This window comes from Nostoc sp., assembly GCF_036917375.1.
Taxonomy (GTDB): Bacteria; Cyanobacteriota; Cyanobacteriia; order Cyanobacteriales; family Nostocaceae; genus Nostoc.
Genome location: NZ_JBALDN010000023.1, coordinates 15,224 through 38,413, shown reverse-complemented (window position 1 = coordinate 38,413; position 23,190 = coordinate 15,224). Strand labels below are relative to the sequence as shown.

The window sequence follows — 23,190 nt, the reverse complement described above, 5'->3', positions numbered from 1 at the left end:
GGAAAAGGGTAAGGGGAAAAGGGGAAAGATTAAATTTATTCCTTTTCCCTTTAACCTTTAACCTTTTCCCCTGCCCCCCAGTCCCCAGTCCCCAGCCCCCATAGCCCAATACGGTTCAGATAAGCCCAAAACCCTCATGTAGAGACGCGATTTATCGCGTCTTAAAGACCAATTACCTACACCAATAACCCTTAACTGAACCGTATTGCCCCATAGCCTTCCTAGAAGCGATAAGATCGAGAATAAATTCATGCTGTGTTTATGGCAACCCAACTCAGCCAAGCCAAATCACCAACAGAACTGGTAATCTCTTGGGAAGCCTTGCCCAAAGATTTTCAACTAGAGGATGAACCAGTGGAGAATACCGGTCAGCCACTGTTGGCTGGTGCTTTGCGTGAAAGCCTAGAAATCAGTGGATTCATCCAACCCCAGATGTTGATAGCTTCAAACTTTGGTCTTTGTGCGACAGTCAACGAGCAATTTATTGCCAAAGCACCAGATTGGGTTTATGTGCCGTCGGTTAATGAAGTGGTGGCTAACCGCAAAAGTTATACACCTAATTTAGAAGGAGATATCCCAGCGATCGCCATCGAATTTTTATCCGATACTGAGGGTGGAGAATATTCAGTCAAGCGAAGTTATCCACCAGGAAAATGGTTTTTCTACGAGCAAATTTTGCAGATTCCCATCTATGTTATTTTTGAACCTTATGGCGGTTTATTAGAATATTATCAACTGGAAAATAAGCGCTATGAGTTAAAGCAACCCGACGAAAATGGTCGTCATTGGATTGATGTAATGGGCTTATTTTTAGGAACTTGGCAAGGAACAAAAGAAGGTCGCACTGGTTATTGGTTGCGCTGGTGGGATCGAGATGGTAATTTGTTACCGTGGGCTGTAGAACAGATTGAACAAGAACGTCAACGCACCGAACAAGAACGTCAACGCGCAGAACTTGAGCACCAACGCGCCGAACAAGAACGCCAGCAAAAAGAACGACTGATTGCTTACTTACAATCTCAGGGTATTGACCCGAATAACTTGCCCCTATCTGAGTAGAGGCAATTTCAAAAATTCTAAATCATTTTATGAATTAATACTCATCACTCTGGAAATATCTTTTTTAATTCAGCAATAGTATCAGAGTGGCTTAGTTTCCAATCTTCCCATGCATTTTGAATAGCTTCTTTTTGTTCTTGAGTTAACTGCCAAGAAAGTGGAGGATTAATTTTACCACGAGGAAATTTAATAGGAATATGTATAATTTCTATTCCTTTTTGACAAGATTTCTCTTTTAAAAATTGCTGCACTTTTTCCGGTTCATTATGCTTGTAGCCACATTTGTACTTGTCTGTCAAAAGTTCTATATTTAATGTATTACCTTCGTTTTGTGTATCACTACGAACATTTAATAAAGCGAGCAATGAACCAATAACTTCCATCTGCCATCCCGGAGCGCCTTTTTCTTTTTGGGGATTCTCATCATCAGGAAAAGCATTGATTTGGATTAAAATAACTTTTTTAATTTGGTCAGATTGCTCAGATTCTAATAGTTGATTCAGTAAATCTATGGTAGTACCAATACCAAAATTGTCAAAGTAACCACCATCACCTATATGATAATTCCATGTAGTTTCTTGACTAGGACGACACACTGGAGATACATAAGGAAAAGTGGCAGATAATCTAGCGGCTGTCGTCACATCAATATCATATTCTGGATAAAGGGTATTAAAATCTATAGATTTGCAATCCTTATGCGGACTAAAAGTCATTGGACTAATTAAAAAACGTCGTCCATCTTCAACTAAAGTTGCATTAAAAATAGGAATAGGAATAATTCCTTGGTCAATTTTTTCACTCCAGCTAGCTAAACTTGCATTGGGATATTTCATCTCCCCTTTCCAATCTATTTCGATAGCAGTACCACGGTCTTGCTCAGTTGTAGTATCTTTCTCTTTTGGTAAGACAAAAGGTAAACCAATAAAACGAAGTAAATCTGGATAAGCGAATCCCCAGCCTGTAGCATCCAAACTATCTTCTGTAGCGCTTTTAAAAATCTGTTTTAATTGATTTTCTTCTGGATAACCCCGATCTCCAAATTTATCCAAATAAAACATTGTTCCGACAGAACCACCAGAAACTGAGCTTATCCAACCAATAGTCTTGGTAAATTTAGATCCAAGTTCTTGCTGTAAACCAGTCAAAACTTTAGCTGTCCAACCAGATGCTTGAATACCTCCACCACTAGCACAAACTACTACTAAAGTTTTATCTTCAGTTGGTTGATTTTTTAGACGTTGAGAGATAACATTAATCCACTTTTCTTTTGTTGGTTTTAACCAGTTATTTTTTGAGTATATTTTGTAAAAATGGTCTGCCTGAAAAATAGCATAAGAAACAGATGAAATTGCTAAAAATAATAGCAATGTGGGAATGCGAGACACATCAACAAAGTAAGAAAGTCCTCCTATCCACACTACAATAACTGACAAAATGAGAATAATATAAAAAAGAGCAGGAGCTTCAAATCTATTACTAATTGGGCGAGGTTTCAAGATAAAATAACCTAACCCATAAACAATTAATAGAAAAACTGAAAATACTGTTATTGCAGCAATTCCGTAAGATAAATTACCATTTAAATCTACATACCCCCTTTGTATTCTTTCTGGAAAAAAATAACTTATTTTCAATAAAACCTGTTTTAAAACCTGATTAGATTCAAAAAAATGCTTGTTAAAGTAATTGGTTATTAGCAATAAAGCTCCTGCAATAATGCCAAATATAATTCCCCAACCTTCCCAGCGACGATCTGCTTCTTGTATTTCTTTTTTAGAAAGCTGAGTCGCCTTTATGGCAATCGGGAGACTTAAGATAATAGCGATTAAATATTGGAGAAATTCTGGAATTCCTTGCTGCTGAGGTACATCAAAACGAAGATGAGAATTATACAAGATGATATCGAAAACTTGTATCGTAGCCAGTCCTGCTAAAACTGCACCTCCAATAACTAAAACCAACTGATTATTAGCGCGAAGTACAAATAAGTTTTTCAACATCGCTGATAAACCAGTATTCACTGAAATTGTTGGCAAGAATAACAGCAATAAACCAACAATTATAGGTACTCGCAAAAAGAAAATGTATTGCAATACACTGTAGAAATTTTGTAGCATTAAAATCAGGAATGCTAGTCCCAACCATAAGACAATGCCGTTAAAAACCTGTTGTCTTTTGTTCATAACAAATCTCTGTAAATATACAAAAATTTAATTGTTTTTGTTCATATTGGCTTGTATCTTGCACCCAGCTTTCAGATAAATGAGATTGAAGAATAATTTAGGAGCGGAGCCGGAGCGTCTCCGGCTCCGCTCACTTCGGTCAGAATCAAGACGCTTGTGTACTCGCTCTAGAAGCAAGATATAAGCCAATAGAGTTTGATACACAAGAAGATATCAAAATTCCGCAAAAGCGATTATGAAGTTATATTTACTTAAGTATTAAGGAGTGCTAAATATGTATTGATACAAAGTATAAAAAATATAAAACATAAGCATATTTTATCACCCAAGTAAATAATGCAGGTTGGAGTGGTTATACTTTTGGGCTAATTAATAAATATGGGTTAATTGCCTGGATTCGTTCACGAAATATATAGCTTGCCAGGCTATTTACCTGATTTTAATCTTCAAGCATCTCCAACAATTGCGTCTCACTTAACTGCACGATTCCCAACGAAATTGCTTTTTCTAACTTGGAACCGGCATCTTCTCCTAAAACTAAATAATCGGTTTTTTTACTAACTGAATCAGTTACTTTTCCCCCAGATTTTTGAATCAAAGCCTTCGCTTCATCTCGTTTCAAGGTTGGCAATGTACCTGTAATTACAAAAGTTTTACCTGCAAATTTTTGATTACCGTCACCAACTATTTTTGTTTCCTCGCTGGCAGTTAATTGCAATCCTTCTGCTTGTAAGCGTTCTATCAAACTTTGGTTAGCATCAATCCGAAACCATTGGTACACAGATTGGGCAATTTCAGCACCAATACCGTAAATACCTTCAATATCTGATTGCTTTGCTGTAGCTAACTGGTCTACAGTGAAATATTTCTGAGTCAACAATTGAGCATTCACACTGCCAACGTGACGGATGCCTAAACCATACAATACCCTTGACCAAGGTTGATTTTTTGACTGAGCGATCGCATCTATCAACTTCTCTGCCGACTTTTTCCCCATCCTTTCCAATGCAGATAACTTCTCGGCTGTCAACTCATATAAATCGGCAACGGAATGCACCAAACTTTTATCAACGAGTTGATATACCAGCTTTTCACCCATACCTTTAATATCTAAGGCATCACGACTTACCCAATGTTCAATAGAACCTTTGAGAATCGCTGCGCAAGAAGCATTGACGCACCGAGTCACCGCCTCACCTGATTCTCGCACCACCAATTGACCGCAGACAGGGCAATGGGTGGGCATAACGAAGGGTTCGGTGTCAGCGGGACGGAGTTCTTTGATTACCCTCAACACTTCTGGAATGATTTCCCCAGCTTTGCGGACAATCACAGTATCGCCAATGCGGATGTCTAATTGAGCAATGCGATCGCTATTATGTAAAGTTGCACGGGAAACTGTTGTTCCCGCCAGTTGCACTGGGCGCATCTCTGCTAACGGTGTTAACGCCCCTGTTCTGCCAACATTTACAGCAATATTTTCTACACGGGTAGGTGCTTCTTCCGCTGGATACTTCAAAGCGATCGCCCAACGGGGAAATTTCTGCGTAAATCCTAGCTGTTCCTGAAGTTTAAAAGAATTCAGCTTCACTACTACCCCATCAGTCATGTAGGGTAAATTCAGCCGTTCCGTGTCCCAATATTCATAATACTTTGCCACTTCTGCGATCGAAGCACACCGTTTATGGTTAGGGTTGACTCGAAAACCCATCTTCTCTAATAACTCCAATGCTTCCCATTGGGTATTAGCAATACTGGTGTCATCTCTACCAGGAATGTGCAAGGTGTAGCCAAAGAAGTCTAACCGCCGTTTAGCGACAATGCGGGAGTCTAGTTGTCTGAGTGTACCAGCTGCGGCATTGCGGGGATTGGCAAATAATTGCTCGCTGGCTTTTTGCCTTTCTTCGTTAATTTGTTTAAATACTTCCAATGGTAAAAACGCCTCGCCTCGCACTTCCACCCTTTCGAGAATTTCTAACCCTTCAAAATTCAAACGTAAGGGAATTGAGCGAATTGTCCGTACATTTTGGGTAATATCTTCACCCGTTACCCCATCACCCCTAGTTGTCCCTCTAACTAGAATGCCATTTTGGTAAGTAAGAGCCAAAGCAGAACCATCAATTTTCAGTTCGCTGACATATTCCACTGAATCTATTTTCGGTACTTGTCGCCGCCAACGTTGATCCCATGCTTGCAACTCATCAATATTGAATGCATTCTCCAGACTGTACAAGGGGATATTGTGCCGCACCGAGGTAAACTGTGTTGCCGGTCTTTCACCCACCCGCTGAGTCGGACTATCGGGTGCTGTCAATTCTGGATATTGAGTTTCTAGTTGTTGCAATTCTCGATATAGCTGGTCATAAACTGCATCCTCCATGATTGGAGCATCTAAGACGTAATAAGCATAGCTTGCTTGTTGTAATAACTGGCGCAATTCTTCTGTGCGCTTTACTTCCGGCTTAATCTGTGTCATGAGAATTTTTATAAAATATCTAGGATTAGGACTAACAAATCATACATATGTACTATACAAAATTTAGGCTTTTGATATGACTCAAAAGCTAAATAAGTTTTACCAAATCCCCGGCTACCCAATACTTGCATAGGGCGATCGCATCGCAAACTTCAGTAGCGCGCTTCTCCTAAGTACTAAGTATAATTCTACGGGTAAAAAATTTAGAGCGATCGCGAGTCATATTATGTCCGGGTAATTAGTTACGATTAAATCCCCATTTTCATCCACCAATGAAAACCAGTTATACCAATTTGAAAAATGATTGCGACAGATGGGAAACTGAAACACTTATCCAATGGATGTTTCACAATCCAAAATCTAAAATCGTTCGACTGAGCGTAGCCGTTCGCGTAGCGTTCCGCAGGAAAGTCTAAAATCCAAAATGGTATTAGCCCGCGAATTAAATCTTGCTGCTGGAGTAAAGATTGACAGCGATGATATAAAACATTCTTTAAATCATCGAGTGTCTAGATTAATGCTTATGATTAGCCTTTAAGTTAATCGTTACCATAGCCTGTAATCAATGGTTAATGTATACAAATATTAAGTATACGCACTCCTACGCAGGGAAACAAAGCAAGCGTTATACTTTTGGGAAAAGGCTTGTTTTAACCTCTGCTTTTAACATTTTCATAAATCAATGACTCTCAATTTTCGCTTTGCGGTAGTCAGCGACTTACACCTGGCACTTCCCCACACAATCTGGGATCATCCCAGCCGGTTTCATCTGGTAGAAGTAAGTATCTCAGCATTTAAAAGTGTACTAGAACATTTAACACAACTCGATTTAGATTTCTTGTTGTTGCCAGGAGATTTAACCCAGCACGGCGAACCAGAGAATCACGCCTGGTTGCAACAATATTTAGCCCAGCTACCTTTTCCCGTCTATGTTGTTCCTGGTAATCATGATGTTCCTGTGCTGTTGGGCGATCGGCAATCGATTGCTTTTGCAGATTTTCCCTACTATTACACAAAGTTTGGCTATGAAGATCCACAGCAGATTTACTACATTCGCCAATTATTGCCTGGAGTTAAGCTGATTGGACTAAATTCTAACTCCTTTAATGACCACGGAGAGCAAGTGGGGTGTTTGGATGCCAAACAGCTACGGTGGTTAGAAGACGTGCTGGCGGCATCTGTTGATGAATTAGTTTTGGTGATGGTGCATCATAATGTAGTGGAACATTTGCCCAATCAATCCAACCATCCACTGGCAAATCGCTATATGTTGTCCAATTCAGCAGAACTATTGCAGTTGCTGAGGCGCTACGGAGTCAAGTTAGTATTTACGGGGCATTTGCACGTTCAGGATATTGCTTACTCAGATGGAGTATACGATATTACTACTGGCTCTTTAGTGAGCTATCCTCACCCTTACCGAGTGCTAGAGTTTCATCGAGATAACCAAGGTAAAGAATCGTTGCAAATTTTATCCCATCGCGTAGAGTCAGTGCCTGAGTTCCCCGACTTGCAACAGTCATCAAGGCAGTGGATGGGCGATCGCTCTTTCCCTTTTTTAATCAAGCTACTAACTCACTCTCCATTAAACTTACCGTTATCACAGGCAAAAAAATTAGCTCCTGGTTTACGCGATTTCTGGTCAACTATTGCCGATGGGGATGCAGTGTTAGATTATCCTCATTTTCCCCCAGAAGTGCGGCGCTACATTCAAACATATAGTGCATCACAGTCTAACTCAGCGATCGCTACTAATGGCAATTTGACGATGATTGATAATAACAGCACACTTTTGCTGAATAAGAGTTAGGAGTTAGGAGGTGATTCATCACTCAAGACTCAGGACTCAGGACTCATTACTGATTTTGGCGACAAATTCCAAATGCTGAGGTGTAGGCGTGTAAAAAGGTTCTGCCACCAACAGGGCCGATTTCACCGCCACAGAAAAAGCCACCTATAGGAATATCGTTAAGGTAGCGCTGAAATAATTCCGAATCGAAGTTGGGTTTACCATAGAGTCCTTCACCTCGTCCCAGACAAGAAAACATCAAAGCAGCTACAGCCGAGGGTTCAGATTCTCGTTGATGTTGATAACTTTGGAGGAGTAATTCGAGGTCTTCAGCAGAGGCTTGGGCATCGCGGAGGTGGAATTGCAGCCTTTGACCAGGACGGACGCGATCGCCAATTGCGATCGCCCCAGCATTTGGATCGACCCCAAGAATACCACGTATTAAAAAGTCTCCTTGCTGCAAAGCCAGCTTAAATTCATCCATTGCCACACCAACAAACAGAGAATGCTGTGCTAAAATCCGTTCTTGTTCGCTGAGACTAGCAATCAAATCTCGCAACACCACCAAAGGCACTTGCTCATCTAACTCTAGGATGATATTGCGATCGGCTTTTGTAACTTGCAATGGCTTGCCAATTGGTCGGCATCCTTGGGCGACAATCGTTTCCAAAACAATATTGCCAGTCAAAGCTATACCAACAGTACCCTCGCGATACAAGTTTTGCTGTTCCTCACCGTTAGTATCGTTACAAAAAAGGGCAACACGACCACCCATACCTCCACCACTAGCCTGTCCCCCCACGATCGTCGATCCTGGATAAGCAAAATCTAGCCCTTGCAACAAATCGTTGATTCCAGAGGCGAAAGAACTAGACAACAAGATGAACTGCGGTGTCGGTGATGGTGGTACACCGATCAAATCAAGCCAAGCATCTGGTGAGCTGTCTAAGTCAGGTAATTCTTCCGCAACAATATGAAAAACTTGAATCTTCACTCCTGGAAGGTGTGCTAAAGTCAAGCTAATAGCTGGTTCAGCTTCCAATTCTTGGGTTTCTCCGCTAACTGTCGTCCCAATTACACCACCACCACTACAGCCAATTAACACAGGCACAGAAAGTTTTTCAGCTAACAAGGGTAACAGTCGGGAATACTCACTCGCAAAAGCAGACGAAATGAATACCAGTCCTAGATCCGCAGGTACTGTTAACGATGAAACAGCTCGTTCTACCACATCTGTAACAGCGGCTTCCAGAGAATGACGGGTTGATAGGGCATTTGCCCACTGCATTTGGTCTGCCATGAGTTTTGAGCTTCTTTCTCTTTTTAGGCTAGTAGATTTTGACTTTTTATTTTGGGAAGAATTGCATCTTACAAGAATTGATGCCAGCCCTTTGTTTCCTCCATCCCAAGAAGCTGGGGTTGTCATTCCCTAATATAGGCATCTAAATATATTGTATGATTATTTATCTATGCTACTAATTCCATAAAATCTTAAAAAATAAAGGTAAATGCATTATAGATGGAGTAGCTTGCTGTATTGGTTATAAATCAATGGGCTAAAACACTAACTTATGATTGGCTAAATGGTTAGAATGGTTATTAATCAAACGAAAAACTGCCATTTCTGAACATTTTCTATACTAGTATTAACAACACACAACGAGACTAAAGCTAATGACCAACATCCAAGAAACAGCAAAAGGCGACATCCAAGAGAAAATCCAAGAAGAAGTGGAACAAGCGCGTACTGTCTGTGATATTAACGGTAGCAACTCACCAGAGTGTGCTGCTGCTTGGGATGCAGTAGAAGAATTGCAAGCCGAAGCTTCCCACAAGCGCCAAAGCAAGCCAAAAAATTCTCTAGAACAGTATTGTGATGACAATCCAGAAGCAATTGAATGTCGGGTTTACGACGACTAGAAATTGAGGTAACTGGATTTTCTGTTGTTTGGCAAGCAAATAACCAGCATTGACTAAAGAAGACGCCTAGAGTAGAGGACGTGGAAATTCACCAATGTCCTCCACTCGCAAGCGTTTTATTTGGATCTGCTGATTTTAGTCGTGGAAACAATAAATAATTCCTTATTTGAATCAATAGGCTTCTTCCAAAGAGATAAGTTGCGATTTTCATAAATTAAACAACCAATTAATTGGTACTAGGGGCGTACAGATGTACGCCCCTATAAATTTTTTGTAATACTCGTGACTTCTAGTCATACGAGGTTCAATAAACTATTATCAAGAAGAATTCAGCATGAACTGGAGTTCGACTGACTCCTGAATAAAAGGGTTTAATACCCCTGCCTTATTGAGCAGTCTACAATCAGGTAGTGGTATAAAATCCCACTTGATTTATTCAGACTCCTGACTTCTTTTTATCTATTGTTTGAGAAAAAATATGGACTATGATATTTGGTTTCGACCTTTCGTCTGGATTGATTACCGACTGGCAGTATTATTCCTGGTAATTATTCCGCTAATTCTTCTAATTTGGGCATTTGTACAAAAAGCGGAAGGTATACAACGCTTATTGGCTATATACTGGCGAGTATCAAGCTTGGTGGCAATCACGATTTACTTAATGATTGCCCAGTATCCAGTTAGCTTTATCTCTGGATTGATAGCTCAGATTTTGATCCCGATTTCGCTGTGGTTCTGGGTAGATATCAATGATGAAATTGAGTATCAAACCAGTGGTTCTTTGAAATTTATTTTTACCTCTTGGCGCTGGGCGACAACTGTTTATTGTTTTTTGGGCGCACTAGCATTTATACCTTTTCTGGGTTGTGCTTTTTCTGGCAATATGCTTAAGACTCCCTACTGTCGTGTCTGGTTCGAGGCTCCGTTGCTATTCAAAGAATATTTTCATGCTAACAGCAAGGCTGAGTTTTTAGGTTTTCTTGGCATAACTAGTTTAGTAATTTATGTGCTTTATTTGAGCTATTTTGTTTTGATTAAGCTGGGCAAACAGGGACGTTCAGCCACACCACAGTAACCGTCATTGCGCCACCATACCCCTACTCTAAAAAAATGAATTCCATTGGTAAGCGACTGGAACAATACACCGCTAAACGCACCAAAGAAGTCCTAATTGTAACGGTGGAAATTGCCGATGAGCAAGATACAATTGCTATTTTCAAAGGCTTTTCCAGTTCTTTGATGCGTCCAACGGCATTTGATGCAGATGTACCTGTTCTACCAGATGGGGCAAACATCCTCAATATTGACCGAGTAGCCAGTCCTTATAATCCTGAAGCACCCCGTTATATTCAACAAGGAATTTCTTGGGAAGCTATGGAAGCTCTATTATCAGAAGTGGGAGTTTAACTAAAATTTTGTCTTAAGTTAGTTGGTAGACTGACTCAAGCAACCCTCATAGATTAAACATATATCTTCACTAATTTATGAATTACCACGACATTATTACGATTGAGCCTGGAAAACGCAGTGGTAAACCCTGTATCCGGGGAATGCGAATCACTGTTTATGATATTTTGGAGTATCTTGCTGGTGGAATGACTGAAGCAGAAATACTAGAGGATTTTTCTGAATTAACTTCTGAAGATATCAAAGCGTGTCTAGCTTTTGCTGCCGATCGTGAGAAGAAGTTATTTGTGGTATCCCTGTGAAACTGCTTCTAGACGAAAATTTGTCTGATCGGATTATTTCACGGATTGTAGATTTGTATCCTGATTCAGTACACGTTAAAACTTTAGGATTAATCAACACGGACGATGTGATTATCTGGGAGTACGCTAAAATACACGATTTTGTAATTGCTTCCAAAGATTCTGATTTTCATCAGCGCAGTCTTCTCTATGGTCATCCACCCAAATTTATCTATCTCCGTATTGGCAACAGCCCAACTTCTAAAATTGTCCAAATCTTGCGTGATAACTTTGCTATAATCAGCCGATTTGTAAATAGCGAAGTGGAAAGTATTTTGGTGTTAGCGTAGTTTGAAAATATGACAGAACAATGCGATCGCACTGGGAGCATTGTTTCTGGATATCATACCGAATTGGGCAGTTATAGTTATTCTTCGGTTGGGTGATTAAACTTAAGTAGAATCAAGCGTTAGCACGGAAAACTTAACTGCGATCATTTTTGTTGATGTCGATGACACTCTTGTTCGCTCGGTTGGAACGAAACGAATTCCGATACCCAGTGTCATTAAAGTAGTTCGACAGTTAAAGGCGCAAGGAGCAGTACTGTACTGCTGGAGCAGTGGAGGCAGTGATTACGCTCGTGTTTCAGCAAAGGAGTTTGGACTAGAGGATTGCTTCGCTGGTTATCTCCCAAAGCCAGAAGCAATGATTGACGATCAACCATTTACGGCTTGGCGAAGCTTACGCCATGTGTATCCATTGCAGGCTGACAGTTTGCTCAGTGAGTAGGACTGGGGACGACTGTGATAGAGCGATCGCCCTGTTTGATAAGATGGTTGGCATAGTTGGAGAAGTTCATAAGTCGTTCATTCACCCTATGTCTTCACTTCGTGACGCTGCGCGATCGCTTTTGAAGAATTATTTTGACTTTTAAATTTAAAAAATGTCCCGTTCTGGATACACACTTCCCGTCTTTGCCTGTGCTGCTGCTGTTGCAGCTTTACACTGGTTACACGATCGCCAACCCCTAAGCATAGCATCAGTAGATTTGGTTGAACCCGCTCAAATCGCAGAAATCGCCATTGAACAGGTAGCAGGACTATCTGAGAATACAGCTTTAGCGATCGCTCGCAGCGATCCTGGTGATAATCTCGATTTGACTAAAGATACACCGATTTGGGCATTGGTAGAATGGCGGGAACAGGGTGATGATGCAGTAATTATCAAAGGTGGGGAAGGAATTGGTAGGCAATTAAATGCTGATGACAAGCCAGCTATTTATGCCTATGCTCAAAGGCTGTTGCAAGAGAATCTGCAACGGATGCTAGCACCTGGGGAAAAAATCACAGTGACAATTATTCTACCCGAAGGGCGATCGCTTGCTGTTCGCACTTCAAATTCTGCTTTTGGTGTGGTTGAAGGACTTTCTCTTTTAGGCACAACCGGCATTTCTCAACCCTTAAGTACACCAGATCAGCTTGCAGTTTTTCGGGCGGAATTACAAAATAAAGCCAGTCGTTTTGAGAGTTTAGTATTCTGTATTGGGGAGAATGGCCTAGATTTGGCGCGTAAACTAGGGATTAATCCCGATCAATTGGTCAAAACTGCTAACTGGCTCGGCCCAATGTTAGTAGAAGCTGATGTACTGCGTGTAAAAGAAATCTTATTATTTGGCTATCACGGTAAGCTGATGAAGCTGGCTGGAGGGATTTTTCACACTCATCACTACTTGGCTGATGGACGCCGAGAAATTTTAGCCGCGCACTGTGCGATCGCAGGTTTAAAATCACCAGATGTCCAAGCTGTATTTAACAGTGCAACTGCTGAAGCAGCACTAACACACCTAAAATCCCTAGATGCTGCAACTGGTAGTGATTGGGTAAATAAAGTTTACAGTGCGATCGCCGAAACTATCGATGTCCGTTCTAAAGAATACATCCAAAGTCATAGCGAAAGCGGCAAAAAAGTAACAGTCTGTGGCTCTATTCTCTTCGATCGCGATCGCAAAATTATCGTGAAGAGTAAAACTGCTGGTCTGTTGATGGGAAAATTATGTTAATTTATTATGAATAATCGTAAACAATCCAAAAAAATAATCCTTTAAGTAACCACTCTAGGGTAGATTTATCGTTTTAATACCATCTCCAACTCCGGGGCTTGACAAATGTACGTAAACTAGCGTTTGTCAAGGCTTTCTATACCATTATCAGCCTATCCAGGCTGGATAATAGCATCACCATAGACCACAAAGCATCTATTTATCCTTAACAGATATAACACTCCCGTCATGAATACAGCGGTGACTCTACCAACAGAACAAGCGCCCCAAACAGTGGAAACTTTTGGGCGGCTCGATCGCCAATTGATTATAATTCTGGACTTTGGCTCTCAATATTCTGAGTTGATTGCCCGTCGCATCCGCGAAACTCAAGTATACTCCGAAGTTTTATCCTATCGCACTACTTCTGAACATTTGCGCCAACTCAATCCCAAGGGAATAATTCTCTCAGGTGGCCCAAGTTCAGTTTATAGTGATAACGCTCCCCATTGTGACCCAGAAATCTGGAATTTGGGAATACCCATTTTGGGTGTTTGCTATGGGATGCAGTTGATGGTAAATCAACTTGGTGGGGAAGTGGCAAAGGCCGATCGAGGTGAATACGGCAAAGCTTCATTATATATTGACGATCCCACAGATTTGCTTACTAATGTTGAAGATGGCACTACTATGTGGATGAGTCATGGAGACTCAGTTATCCAAATGCCATCAGGGTTTGAATTGCTAGCACATACAGAAAATACTCCCTGTGCTGCGATTGCTGACCACGAAAAGAAACTTTACGGCGTTCAGTTCCATCCAGAGGTGGTGCATTCTGTTGGTGGTATAGCATTAATCCGTAATTTTGTCTACCATATCTGCGATTGCGAACCTACTTGGACAACAGCGGCTTTTGTTGAAGAAGCAATTCGAGAAATTCGCGCCAGAGTTGGTGAAAAGCGGGTGCTGTTGGCGCTGTCTGGGGGAGTGGATTCTTCTACCCTGGCTTTCTTGCTATACAAAGCGATTGGCGAGCAACTGACTTGCGTGTTTATCGATCAAGGCTTTATGCGAAAATATGAGCCAGAGCGATTGGTAAAGCTGTTTCAAGAGCAGTTTCACATTCCTGTTGAATATGTTAATGCCCGCGATCGCTTTTTGGCTAAAGTTGCTGGAATCACAGATCCTGAAGAAAAACGCCGCCGCATCGGACACGAATTTATCAGTGTATTTGAGGAAACATCCAAGCGCCTCGGTCACTTTGACTATCTAGCTCAAGGAACTCTTTATCCAGATGTGATCGAATCTGCGGACACCAACGTCGATCCCCAAACTGGTGAGCGGGTAGCAGTGAAAATTAAGAGTCATCACAATGTTGGCGGTTTGCCTAAAGACCTAAGATTTAAATTGGTCGAACCACTGCGGAAACTATTTAAAGATGAAGTTCGTAAACTTGGGCGTTCTATTGGTTTACCAGAAGAAATTGTTCAACGGCAACCTTTTCCTGGGCCTGGTTTAGCAATTCGTATTCTGGGGGAAGTTACATCTGAGCGGTTAAATATTTTGCGCGATGCTGATTTGATTGTGCGGCAAGAAATTAACCAACGCGGTATGTATCATGATTTCTGGCAAGCATTTGCTGTATTGCTGCCAATTCGTAGTGTTGGCGTTATGGGAGATCAACGTACTTACGCTTACCCAATTGTTTTGCGGATTGTTACCAGTGAAGATGGCATGACTGCTGATTGGGCGAGAGTGCCTTATGATGTCCTGGAAGTGATTTCTACTCGAATTGTGAATGAGGTAAAAGGGGTGAATCGGGTGGTTTATGACATCACCTCTAAGCCGCCTGGAACCATTGAATGGGAGTAATCAAGTTTTGATTTGACTTAATTAAAAGCTGATTTCTCTTTACTAGAGTTCAGATTACTTGCAGGAGTTGAGATTCACATACAGCAGTTTGAAAGTTAATAGTTAGGTGTATTACTTTTGACTCCTAATTACTGACTTTATCTGGAGCGTCTGCGGCTCCGTTTCAATAAGCTTGAGTTAAAAGTTATTGGTGTAGATAATTGGTCTTTAAAACGCGATCGATCGCGTCTCTACATCTAGGTTTTGAGCTTATCTGAATTAACTGTATTGATTTAAAAATGACAATGCCGACCTGACTCGTTTTAAGACTCGGCATTGTCTATTTATTTGACTTTTTTCAAGCTCGACCAAAATGCAAACCCAATACTTTTGGTTAAGGGGAAAAGGAGAAAGGGAAAGGGTTTGAATTTACCTTTCCCCAGACCAAAAAAGAGATTATTGGGTTTATCCGAAAAGTATTGAATCCAAACTTGTTAGTAATAAAGCAGTTAGTAGCTAACAAGATTATTTTGAAGTTTAACTATTCGTTAAAGTTAATTTTTTAATGTAAAGGAATTTAAACACTAACATAATTTTATCCAGTCAATGATTATAAATGCCAGTGAATAATTAAGCATCAATTGGATGGTAACTAGACAATTTAAGTTATGTTCTAGGAAAATAGGCGCGATCGCAGTAAAATTACCAATGGTATGGTGATAGAAATAAAAAATAAGCAACTCATTGAAAATACATTTAATTCGATCAACATTAATGGAGATGTTATGGAACCTGCCCTTCCCCTTGCTGGCTTAAACATCCTCGTAGTTGATGATGATGATGATAGCCGCTTTTATATTACTACTGTGTTGGAAGCTGATGGAGCCACCATTATGGCAGTTGCATCAGCAGCAGTAGCATTGAAAGTATTACCTGAGTTGCAACCAGATGTCTTGATTTGTGATATTGCGATGCCTGATGAAGATGGCTACACCCTTATTCGCAAGATCCGAGCACTAAAGCCCGATCTTTATGGAAAACTTCCGGCGATCGCTTTAACTGCTTATGGTGATAGCGAGTATCGTAGCCGTGCTTTGGAAGCGGGTTTTCAGACTCATGTGGCTAAACCAGTCGATCCCGGAGAACTAGTTGCGATCGTTGCAGATTTGGTTGCTTCTTATAAGAGTTAATACAAAGATGCAGTTATTTACCTTATCTGCCCCATCTTCCTCATCTAAAAGTGAATTGATTATTTGACAGTTACAGGTTTGTTTGGATGTAAACCCGATCGTACTTAGATGAAAGTCTTCTCATCTACACACCAACTAAAATTTACCTTTGATTAAAAATAAATAAACAATTATCTATTTAAGTCTGTTGGTTTATTTATCTGTATACTCTCTCTTTTTTTTATTTGCTCGATTTTAAGCAATGTTATGTTTGACAAAGATTCTAGACTAAAAATGAGTTTTCTTTTTCTTTGTTTATGAGCGATCGCTATTTGAATAAAACCAAAAGGTGCGATTACAGCCTTGAGCAAGACTGAAACACAAATTTTGTTGTCAGTAAAATTTTCGCCTTTAGTCAGAATTAGAATATTTTTGAGCGCAAATTTGCATGACACTAATTAAATAAACAGGGAGCATCCCACTTTTTAAAATTTCTAAAGAGAAAAATAATCTCAATGGCAGCGTCCTACTATATATGTCCTCTAGCTATATTTTATTCTTAAAAATAATAAAAACCGGGATGTACCCAATAAACATTACCACTTTAATAATCTCAATAATGCTTATTCCATAAACACTCTAAGTCAAAGGCTTCAGCATTATCTCCTGTCCGAAAGCTCACTGTTACTTACTAGTATAACAGTATCAATTGCTATTGCTACTGATGTCATGTATAAACTAAATGTAGCCTGTATTGTCATTTGACAGTTTAACTTATGAGTCAAGAAACTTTTACAGACCCCTCTGCAAACTACAAATTTACTGAAGATAATTTTGCTGTACCAGATGAAGACTTTTCCCTAAAATACTTTGAGGCACAAGTCACAAAATCCGATATATACTGGAGTCGCTTTGGCGGTCGTCCAGACTTCTCCGGTAAAGTTGTCCTTGAGATCGGCTGTGGACATGGTGCACTGTGCATTGATGCAGCCATTTCCGGAGCGCGGCGGGTAATTGGTCTTGACCTCATAAGTAGCCGTATCGAATTTGCGCGCAATATCGTTGCACAACGCTACCCAGAGATTGCTGACAGAATAGAGTTTCATCACTTGGATATTGACAACCTGACGACGCTTGATGGCCAGGTTGATATCGTAATTTCCAAAGACACTTTTGAACACATCATGGGCATAGAGCGAGTTCTTCTTTCAATAAAACGAGTTCTACGGCAAGGGGGCTTACTGATAACTGGTTTTAGCCCACTTTACTACAGTCCTTTTGGCGATCACGGATATCATGCAATTGGAAAGCGCATCAGGATACCGTGGGCGCATCTGATTATTGGCGATGCGCGTGTTGTTGAAGCTTATAATAAATACCATCCCGAAATCGAGTGCCATTCAATCTATGACCTGGGACTCAATAAACTCAAGCGCCGCGACTTCCTGCAAGCCTTTAATAAAACCGGATTTGTGATTGTTAGCGAGACTACAAATGCTATTGAAGGGGCTTCCAAATTGATGCCATTGTTTCGCTTTCTGAGTAAAATTCCTGGACTCGAAGACTATACGACAGTCAATATGTACGTTATAGCCCGTAAGACTTAGTAACTCATCTCTATAGTGTACGCACAAGTCCTAAAATCCTTGTTTGCTAAGATTGAGCCTTAGTACGCAAGGTTTTGAGTTAATTATCAATAATTTTATGTTATTGATAATTAACTTAACTGAAAATCAAGTATGAGAATAATTTTCCTTTCTTTTCTTTTTATTTTATTTCCAACTTGACTTGTGTGTACACCGTAAGTAATACCAATTCAATTAATGATTGCAATACATCTTTGGGTAAAAACGCAGATAAATCGCGTCTCTACAAATGGTCTATTTGTCGGATTCTTTTTTCAAATTGGTATAACTTAAGTAGAACGATGTGGAAAAACCAAACTATGTTAAGAAAAATTAAATAGGCTCAAACCCTCTTACCTTCTGCCTCCTGCCTTCTGCCTCATCCCAACGAGAAATATTCACACCAACCTACTTATCTAAGGATATTAAAATAATTAATTCGTTATTCGCGAGCCTCCATCTATATAAGGTTTGCAAGCTTTAGAACAAGCCGTGATTTTCAATTTTATAAGCTATTTCAATCCAGTTTCAAAGCTAATTTGCTCAGATTTATATGCTGGTGGCTCGACGTGAATTAAAATCCTCACTGGACGGAACCGTTCTTCTAATCGGCTTTCTACTTCTTCGGTGATGTGGTGGGCAGTTTCTACGTCTGATGCATCCACTATTAAATGCATTTCAATAAATACTTGACGACCAAGAACACCACGAGAAGCGATCGCGTGACAGTTAATTACACCTGGGACAGAAGTTGCGATCGCGTGTATTGCTTCTGGTGCGATCGCCATTCGATCCACAAGCCAAGGCAAATTCTCTTTTAAAACTGACCAGCCACTCCAAAATACCAACAAGGCGACAGGAAAAGCTAACACCAAATCCATCCATTGATAACCTAGCCAAACCCCTATCAAGCCACCAATTACAGAGATTGTCACCCAAATATCGCTCATGGTATGTGTCGCATCAGCGATGAGAATTGAGCTACCTACGCGCTTACCCACAGCACGTTCATAAAACGCTACAAAAATATTCACACCTAGCACAATTAGCAATAACCACAATTCCGGTGGTGATATTTTTATCGGTTCACCACCACCTTTGAGAATTCGTTCGATTGCTCCTTGCAGAATTTCAAAACAGGCTATTCCTAAAAATGAGGCAATTCCTAGAGCGCCTATTGCTTCAAACTTGCTGTGTCCGTAAGGATGCTCGCGATCGGGTAGTGGAGAAGAAAATTTACTCGCAACTAATCCTAAAACGTTGTTGGCGCTATCTGTCACACTATGCAAGGCATCAGCTAGTAAACTCAAAGAACCTGTCCAGTAACCCACAATTGCTTTCAATCCCATTACAAACAGATTGAGTAATAGGGTAATAATTAAAACCTTTCTTACTTCGGTGCGGTTATCGTAAGTCATAGATAATTTATCACATCAAGTTCTATGACTTCTAATGTAGACCTCAAAATACAAATAAACACAAATAAAGTGTATCAAAGTCTTACACAGTAAGAGTTAAGTCTCTCTATAGTCTCTATGTTTTAGATCGATTTGTTGAGATTCTTTTTAACTAACAACAGCTACAAGTTGGATAGGCATTAGTAATGGCTTTACTAATAACCGCGTATTTTTAGCATTAATTTCAGGAATATTTTAATTAACTTTGTTATTAATACATCAACAGAGATCGTATTGAATTGTATTCAAAGACATTATGACGACCATCAGTGGTCTGTATTTACTCTAAATAACCGATCGGCTTAATGAGTGTTATTTACTGCCTGATAAGGACAAGTAATACCAATTTGAAAAATGATTGCGACAGATGGAAAACTGAAATACTTATCCAATGGATGTTTCACAATCCAAAATCTAAAATCTAAAATGGTATAAGCTCATGGTTTATTCAGAAAATTGTCAAAATTTGAGGAGCGAAATCTGACAGTTTCTACGTCAGATGTCCATGTGATACCAAATAGGTGTATAGCTTATTGAGTCCATGCTTGCAACGCTGTCTCCACAACTCGCAGGAGTTCCGTTCGGGTAGCTCCGGTTGCCGCCAGAACTGATATTCCACAATTGACTGTCACAACAAAGCGAGCGAGAGCCGCTGGATCTGAATCAGCCGACAAGTCCCCCTCCGAAATCGCCTGCTCGAAACGCTTACGCAGAGAAGCTTCACTCGATTCTCGGCGTGCAGACAATTCCTGCCGGATCGGATCGGCCGGATCTCCGCATGAAAGCGTGCCATGAACCCAGAGACATCCGGGTGGATTGTGCGGATCGGTTCCCAACTCAACGACCCCGTGCATCATCCGCTCGGCGACCTGGCGCGCAGTTGGCTCTTTGAGCGCCTCACGAAGATAGGCTGATGGCCCGTCGGCATAGCGAGCCAGCACTTTGCGGAATAAAGATTCTTTGTTGCCAAAAGCGGCGTAAAGGCTAGGACGATTAATGCCCATAGCCTCGGTCAGATCCGAGAGGGATGTGCCTAGATAGCCTTTGCGCCAGAACACATACATTGCGCGATTGAGGGCGTCATCGGTATCAAACTCGCGGGGTCGGCCTATGGCCGCAGTAGTTTTTTCCTGTTTCATACTCATCAGTATAATAATTTCTTGACAGGCTTACCCCTATGCTTTATATCTATACCAGACGATACAAAACTTTAACGACAAAAGAATACTATGAGCAACAAAAAACTTACTGGGAAGGTGGCATTGGTAACAGGTGGCTCACGCGGTTTGGGAGCAGCGATCGCTAAACGTCTTGCAGAAGATGGCGCAGCTGTTGCCCTCACCTACACTAGCTCGCCGCAAAAAGCCGATGAGGTGGTGCTTGCGATTGAAACAGCAGGTGGGCAAGCATTGGCTCTTCGTGCCGACAGTGCCAATGCTGAAGCGGTGAAAAATGCTGTCACCGAGACTGTAAAAGCTTTTGGCCGTCTTGACATCCTCGTGAATAACGCGGGGATCGCCACTTTGGCCACTATCGACGAGTTCTCACTGGATGATTTTGACCGAATCATCGCGGTTAACATTAAGGGCGTGTTTGTGGCAACTCAAGAGGCTGTCCGCCATATCGGCGAGGGCGGAAGGATCATTATGATTGGCAGTGTCAACAGTGACATCATGCCATTTGCTGGTGGTTCCGTCTATGCTTTGACCAAGGGTGCGATCGCTAGTTTTACGCGCGGTCTGGCCCGCGATCTCGGCCCTCGTGGCATCACAGTAAATAATATCCAACCCGGCCCGGTGGATACCGACATGAACCCAGCGGAGGGTTCCTTTGCCGACACCATGAGAAGTATGATTGCCCTCCAGCGCTATGGTCGGAGTGAAGAAGTAGCCGACATGGTTTCCTATCTCGCCAGTGCAGAAGCCGGTTTCGTCACTGGTGCTAGTCTGAAAATTGATGGCGGCTTCGCAGCCTGATTCGGCGGTAACAGAACGACCCGATAATACTGTCATTGCAAACTGATGACAACTTGCTACGTATTAAGCACTGAAGTGCTTACTATAAACTTATTTACCCAGGAAAAAATACTTGTCTTGACAGACTAACGAATTACGCCAAGCGGTACTAGTGGTCTTTCAAGAAGATACCGCAAACTATCAGAGTGGGATTCAGACCCCTTCTTCCGGTAATATAAGTACTTATCAAGAAGTTTTAATAAAAAAAATATGTCTTCAATTCCTCTAACTTTGAACTTAATTGAGGGTTCAGTCTCCTTCAGTTTTTCACCCCAAGCAGCACGAGAATTAAAAACAGCAACGGATCAACTGATGGATCGCCTAAAAGCGATCGCCGCTAAACCCACTCCTGGAGGTGGTAGAGTAACTCCCCAGCCTCCCCTGGAATATCGTTATACGGGTGAAGTATTTTTAGAAGTTTTTTGTAATCCTAATATCTGGCCAACGCCCTTCGCAGCCAAAGTTTTGCTGACTGTCCGCAATGTCAACATTCGCCTGACTACTGAAGCTGAACTTACTCGCATCATTGAAGACATTAATCAATATTTAGAGCAAGTAGGATAATAGTCAAGTGAAAGAGGCAGGAGGCAGGAGAGAGAGCTATCTATGAAGGGTGAAGCTTGAACCTTCCCCCAAAAATGTCAAGATGATTTTTTTATGCTTTGCAAGATTTTTTCCGAAAAAATACTATAAAAATTTTGAATTTTGCGAAAGTTGAGCCAGTTGCTGGCGCAGGTTCCCTGTATTGTCGCAACTGGTGACGGTTAGCCTGACTTCGCAAACTTTTCAAGGCTGATTTTGCTTTTAACAGCAAGCAGACAATCGCTTCCCTCAAGTAAGGGATGCAATAAATTGGCGGTCAAATGTGAAGTTCCTACACTTCGATCGGATCGATGTAGGAACTTCGCAGAATTTACATACTAAACTCAAGCTGTGACACCAGATGTACAGAACAAATGGTTTTGATGCCTTCTTTAACTTGAAAAGTTGTATAAGTTCAGACTCAAATGCTTCTGTATTAATCAAAAACGCAAGATTCTGTATAGGGCAATGCTCATTCAAAACTAGAGATTATCCCCCAGATTGAGCGTTGAATCGTTGATGGTGACATCCACACATCAAAAACAAACTCCCAATCCCAAACCGGAAATCAAACATTGATTAGTCGTTGTCCCACTGTTCGCGACCAATTAGGTCGCCAATGCGATCGCGTAACAAAAAGTCACATTTCTCTAATTCACATTCAACGCAAACCCACTCTCTCGCTGGAATGTATTGGCAGAGGCTATATATTGGCTGTTGTCGGCTAACCATTCCCTTTTGCACCAGTCGGCGTGCTTCGTCTTGAATCACATCTAGAGAGTAGTAATTGATAGAAGGCACCGTATTCACACTCATGGTTTTTACTCACAAATTAACACTTACGATAGTGTTCCCGTTAAAAATTAGGAACAAACATTACAGAAATTAGACTTGTGGCTAAGATTTTGTAGTTTGCTATACGGAACTATTTTTATTTTGACGCTACATCTCCTGAAATTATCTCAAGAAATGTTAAGAAAGTCAACGAATCCTGACATTACTGGAAAATCCGCTTTACAAAAAAAATTCCAAGTAGTTAACTTAACCTGCTTATCTAGCTGTATGACTTTGATGCCACAAGTCTGAAAGTCCTGCCATTACTGTATTTAGGCAAGATTTGGTGGGTGGAAAGGGTTTATATCGCCATCGCTTACATATCAAATAATCACCTTAAAAGCTGGATCTATAACTGCGGGTATTCATCTAAGGTAAACAACACAATAATCTTTGTCAGTTACTAGGGTATAAACTGTTGCAAAACATAACGGACAAAGTATACTACGAAGGCTTTAACCATAGCATCTGTTAACAATTTCTTAAGTAAGCCTGTAATTT

General features: G+C 40.9%; 21 protein-coding genes. 15 read left to right on the top strand and 6 right to left on the bottom strand.

Annotated features, from left to right (window positions below):
- The first annotated feature begins 261 nt into the window (after window positions 1-261).
- Window positions 262-1,059 carry a Uma2 family endonuclease gene (locus V7K45_RS05575; RefSeq protein WP_335001192.1) on the top strand — a complete coding sequence of 266 codons (798 nt, stop codon included), beginning with the start codon at window positions 262-264 and terminating at the stop codon, window positions 1,057-1,059.
- A 44-nt stretch (window positions 1,060-1,103) separates the two neighbouring features.
- On the opposite strand, the gene V7K45_RS05570 is transcribed toward V7K45_RS05575, so the two are convergent.
- Together V7K45_RS05570 and ligA are read right to left on the bottom strand one after the other, a co-directional pair.
- Window positions 1,104-3,245 (bottom strand): hypothetical protein, encoded by a 2,142-nt coding sequence (locus V7K45_RS05570; protein ID WP_335001190.1) that lies wholly within the window; start codon window positions 3,243-3,245, stop codon window positions 1,104-1,106.
- A gap of 439 nt (window positions 3,246-3,684) precedes the next feature.
- Complete coding sequence (gene ligA / locus V7K45_RS05565; RefSeq protein WP_335001188.1) at window positions 3,685-5,721, bottom strand: NAD-dependent DNA ligase LigA; 2,037 nt, start codon at window positions 5,719-5,721, stop codon at window positions 3,685-3,687.
- Window positions 5,722-6,403: 682 nt separating this feature from the next.
- On the opposite strand from ligA, the gene V7K45_RS05560 reads away from it, so the two are divergent.
- Window positions 6,404-7,531 carry a metallophosphoesterase family protein gene (locus V7K45_RS05560; protein WP_335001186.1) on the top strand — a complete coding sequence of 376 codons (1,128 nt, stop codon included), beginning with the start codon at window positions 6,404-6,406 and terminating at the stop codon, window positions 7,529-7,531.
- Between the two features lie 46 nt (window positions 7,532-7,577).
- Here V7K45_RS05560 and V7K45_RS05555 read toward each other — a convergent pair whose 3' ends face one another.
- The gene (locus V7K45_RS05555; RefSeq protein ID WP_335001182.1) at window positions 7,578-8,810 is read right to left on the bottom strand and encodes an FIST signal transduction protein; all 1,233 of its coding nucleotides are present in this window, start codon (window positions 8,808-8,810) and stop codon (window positions 7,578-7,580) included.
- A gap of 374 nt (window positions 8,811-9,184) precedes the next feature.
- Between V7K45_RS05555 and V7K45_RS05550 the strand changes: the two genes are divergently transcribed.
- The 11 genes from V7K45_RS05550 (at window position 9,185) to V7K45_RS05500 (ending at window position 17,783) form a co-directional block, all read left to right on the top strand.
- Window positions 9,185-9,430: a Calvin cycle protein CP12 gene (locus V7K45_RS05550; RefSeq protein ID WP_322667825.1), complete on the top strand. Its 246-nt coding sequence runs from the start codon at window positions 9,185-9,187 to the stop codon at window positions 9,428-9,430.
- Window positions 9,431-9,908: 478 nt separating this feature from the next.
- Window positions 9,909-10,505 carry a DUF3177 family protein gene (locus tag V7K45_RS05545; RefSeq protein WP_335001180.1) on the top strand — a complete coding sequence of 199 codons (597 nt, stop codon included), beginning with the start codon at window positions 9,909-9,911 and terminating at the stop codon, window positions 10,503-10,505.
- A gap of 35 nt (window positions 10,506-10,540) precedes the next feature.
- Window positions 10,541-10,837: a DUF7734 family protein gene (locus tag V7K45_RS05540; RefSeq protein WP_322711799.1), complete on the top strand. Its 297-nt coding sequence runs from the start codon at window positions 10,541-10,543 to the stop codon at window positions 10,835-10,837.
- Window positions 10,838-10,914: 77 nt separating this feature from the next.
- Complete coding sequence (locus V7K45_RS05535; RefSeq protein WP_292867582.1) at window positions 10,915-11,139, top strand: DUF433 domain-containing protein; 225 nt, start codon at window positions 10,915-10,917, stop codon at window positions 11,137-11,139.
- Window positions 11,136-11,468, top strand: coding sequence for a DUF5615 family PIN-like protein (locus tag V7K45_RS05530; protein ID WP_335001175.1), 333 nt, complete (start codon window positions 11,136-11,138; stop codon window positions 11,466-11,468). The genes V7K45_RS05535 and V7K45_RS05530 overlap by 4 nt, the downstream gene beginning before the upstream one ends.
- A gap of 142 nt (window positions 11,469-11,610) precedes the next feature.
- Window positions 11,611-11,907: a DUF705 domain-containing protein gene (locus tag V7K45_RS05525; RefSeq protein ID WP_335001305.1), complete on the top strand. Its 297-nt coding sequence runs from the start codon at window positions 11,611-11,613 to the stop codon at window positions 11,905-11,907.
- A complete protein-coding gene (locus tag V7K45_RS05520) occupies window positions 11,900-12,052 on the top strand; it encodes a hypothetical protein (RefSeq protein WP_335001173.1) in 153 nt (50 codons plus the stop codon). The genes V7K45_RS05525 and V7K45_RS05520 overlap by 8 nt, the downstream gene beginning before the upstream one ends.
- 9 nt (window positions 12,053-12,061) lie before the next feature.
- A complete protein-coding gene (cbiD, locus tag V7K45_RS05515) occupies window positions 12,062-13,177 on the top strand; it encodes a cobalt-precorrin-5B (C(1))-methyltransferase CbiD (protein ID WP_335001171.1) in 1,116 nt (371 codons plus the stop codon).
- A gap of 228 nt (window positions 13,178-13,405) precedes the next feature.
- On the top strand, window positions 13,406-15,028 hold the full coding sequence (guaA, locus tag V7K45_RS05510) for a glutamine-hydrolyzing GMP synthase (RefSeq protein ID WP_335001169.1): 1,623 nt from the start codon (window positions 13,406-13,408) through the stop codon (window positions 15,026-15,028).
- 764 nt (window positions 15,029-15,792) lie between these two features.
- Window positions 15,793-16,197: a response regulator gene (locus V7K45_RS05505; protein WP_335001167.1), complete on the top strand. Its 405-nt coding sequence runs from the start codon at window positions 15,793-15,795 to the stop codon at window positions 16,195-16,197.
- Window positions 16,198-16,952: 755 nt separating this feature from the next.
- Window positions 16,953-17,783, top strand: coding sequence for a class I SAM-dependent methyltransferase (locus V7K45_RS05500; protein WP_335001162.1), 831 nt, complete (start codon window positions 16,953-16,955; stop codon window positions 17,781-17,783).
- Window positions 17,784-18,313: 530 nt separating this feature from the next.
- Here V7K45_RS05500 and V7K45_RS05495 read toward each other — a convergent pair.
- Both V7K45_RS05495 and V7K45_RS05490 read right to left on the bottom strand, forming a co-directional pair.
- Window positions 18,314-19,219, bottom strand: coding sequence for a cation diffusion facilitator family transporter (locus V7K45_RS05495; RefSeq protein WP_335001160.1), 906 nt, complete (start codon window positions 19,217-19,219; stop codon window positions 18,314-18,316).
- 569 nt (window positions 19,220-19,788) lie between these two features.
- Window positions 19,789-20,403: a TetR/AcrR family transcriptional regulator gene (locus tag V7K45_RS05490; RefSeq protein ID WP_335001158.1), complete on the bottom strand. Its 615-nt coding sequence runs from the start codon at window positions 20,401-20,403 to the stop codon at window positions 19,789-19,791.
- A gap of 84 nt (window positions 20,404-20,487) precedes the next feature.
- Between V7K45_RS05490 and V7K45_RS05485 the strand changes: the two genes are divergently transcribed.
- Both V7K45_RS05485 and V7K45_RS05480 read left to right on the top strand, forming a co-directional pair.
- Entirely contained in the window at window positions 20,488-21,234 is a 747-nt protein-coding gene (locus V7K45_RS05485) for a 3-oxoacyl-ACP reductase family protein (RefSeq protein ID WP_335001156.1), read from the top strand.
- A gap of 249 nt (window positions 21,235-21,483) precedes the next feature.
- Window positions 21,484-21,837 carry a hypothetical protein gene (locus tag V7K45_RS05480; RefSeq protein WP_335001154.1) on the top strand — a complete coding sequence of 118 codons (354 nt, stop codon included), beginning with the start codon at window positions 21,484-21,486 and terminating at the stop codon, window positions 21,835-21,837.
- Between the two features lie 597 nt (window positions 21,838-22,434).
- On the opposite strand, the gene V7K45_RS05475 is transcribed toward V7K45_RS05480, so the two are convergent.
- Complete coding sequence (locus V7K45_RS05475) at window positions 22,435-22,671, bottom strand: DUF4327 family protein (RefSeq protein WP_094347157.1); 237 nt, start codon at window positions 22,669-22,671, stop codon at window positions 22,435-22,437.
- Window positions 22,672-23,190: the final 519 nt, after the last annotated feature.